3 protein-coding genes are annotated in these 2,109 nt (G+C 47.2%); all 3 read left to right on the forward strand.

Going from position 1 to position 2,109, the window contains the following annotated elements:
* Positions 1-293, forward strand: a 293-nt coding sequence (locus V7D75_RS05560) for a 3-methyl-2-oxobutanoate hydroxymethyltransferase (protein ID WP_333613749.1), incomplete at its 5' end; no start/stop codon positions are given.
* An 80-nt stretch (positions 294-373) separates the two neighbouring features.
* Positions 374-1,276, forward strand: a complete 903-nt coding sequence (panC, locus tag V7D75_RS05565; protein ID WP_333613750.1) for a pantoate--beta-alanine ligase — start codon at positions 374-376, stop codon at positions 1,274-1,276.
* A gap of 41 nt (positions 1,277-1,317) precedes the next feature.
* Positions 1,318-2,109: RNase adapter RapZ (rapZ, locus tag V7D75_RS05570; RefSeq protein ID WP_333613751.1), on the forward strand; the 792-nt coding region annotated here is incomplete at its 3' end.

Below are 2,109 nucleotides of genomic sequence, written 5' to 3' on the forward strand. Positions count from 1 at the left end.
AGGCGGGTGCAGCGCTTTTGGTATTAGAGTGTGTACCCGCTGAGCTTGCGAAGGCAGTTACAGAAGCCGTAGCTGTGCCGGTTATTGGGATTGGCGCTGGTGCTGCTACTGATGGTCAAGTCCTTGTCATGCATGACATGCTGGGTATGGTGCACGGCCGCGTGCCACGCTTTGTCCATGACTTTTTAACTGACGAGCGTAATAGCGCGCGTAGTATTGAAGGGGCTTTTGTGCTGTATCAGCAGTCGGTACGTGACGGCAGTTTTCCCACTGAGCAGCACCAATTTAGCTAGCCGTATTAAAGTAAGTCGTATTTGATTTAATGATTTGACGATTACCGATAAAAAAGCTATTAGGATAAAACATAGTAACTATGCCAATTATTTATCATCACATCGCAGCGCTGCGTAACGCCCTAAACTCTTATCGTGGTCAGCAAAATGGCAAGCAGCGTATTGCGTTAGTGCCAACGATGGGCAATCTGCATGACGGTCATCTTGAGTTGGTTAAACTTGCCAAACAACATGCCGATATTGTGGTGGTGAGTATTTTCGTCAATCCTACCCAATTTGGTGTTGGTGAGGATTTTGATAGTTATCCACGGACGTTAGATGAGGACGTTGCCAAACTTGCTACCGTGAATGCCGATTACGTATTTGCGCCCAGTATTGATGAGATGTATCCGGTATTACCGCCACCAACGTCGGTTCGCGCAGGCGCAATCACCAGTCAATTATGTGGCCAATCGCGCCCTAGTCATTTTGATGGCGTGGGCATCGTCGTCTCAAAGCTTTTTAATATCGTTCAGCCCAATGTCGCTGTGTTTGGGCAAAAAGACTATCAGCAGTTGGCCATTATTCAGCAGTTGGTGCGTGATTTAAGTTATCCCATTGAAATCATTGGCGCACCTATCGTACGAGCAGCTGATGGTTTAGCGCTATCGTCGCGCAATCAGTATCTAACTGAAACTGAGCGCAATATCGCTCCTATACTTCATCAAGAATTACAGCGCTTAGCCGACCAACTGAGGAATGGCGCGCATATCGAACAAGGGCCTGAGCATTTATTAGCAGCGGCTAGCGCGCGTATCACTGCCGCAGGTTTTATCATTGATTATTTAGAAGTTAAAACGGCGCAGCTTGAGGCTTTAAAGGCAGACAATTTGCAGGCAAGTTTAGAAGAAAATCAGCAGCATTTGGTGATTTTGGTTGCCGCATGGTTGGGTCGTGCACGCTTGTTAGACAATCAGCTAGTGACGGTAACACTGTCGTCATGAGCGCGGGAGTGGCTAGACGCAATGTATAAGGATGACGCATCATGAGTACAACTAAGGACGATGAGTACGCTAAATCAAATAACGAGCAGACACAGTCACATAAAGATGGTTTAAGTATCTTAGTGGTGTCAGGGCGCTCAGGCTCGGGCAAGACCTCCGTACTCAATATCCTAGAAGACTTCGGTTATTATTGTATTGATAATATGCCTTTGTCATTGGTTCCTGAGGCAGCACAAAAGCTGGTTTGTGATAGCGGGATTAAGCGCGTCGCCCTTGGGGTCGATATTCGCACCCCGCGCGCCGATTTGTCCAATTTTTCTGAAATACATGATACGTTAAAGCAGACGTATGGCGAAGAGGCGCTCACCGTCATTTATGTGACGGCGCAAGAGGATATCTTAGTGGCGCGCTTTAATGCCACGCGCCGCATTCATCCTTTGATGGTGCAAGATAGCAAAGGCATCGAAAATACCACTGACAATTTACCAGCGGCGATTGAAAAAGAAAACCAGCTTTTGCAACCAATATTTAGGCGTGCGGATCTTAAAATTGATACCAGTATGCTTAATATTCACCAGCTAAAAGAACGCCTGCGCGATTATGTTGGGGCTGACAATCAAATCGCCATTAACCTATTATCCTTTGGTTTTAAGTACGGCAGCCCAATTGATGCCGACTTTGTTTTTGATGTACGCATTTTGCCCAATCCGCATTGGAACCCAAAGCTGCGCGCCGCGACAGGGCTTGATGCTGAGGTCGCTGACTTTTTTGCTGATTATCCAGAAGTGGCAGAGATGACTGACGATATCGCCGCCTTCCTGACGCGCTGGTTG

Origin of the sequence: Psychrobacter sp. (assembly GCF_036731945.1) — a bacterium.
Lineage (GTDB): Bacteria > Pseudomonadota > Gammaproteobacteria > Pseudomonadales > Moraxellaceae > Psychrobacter.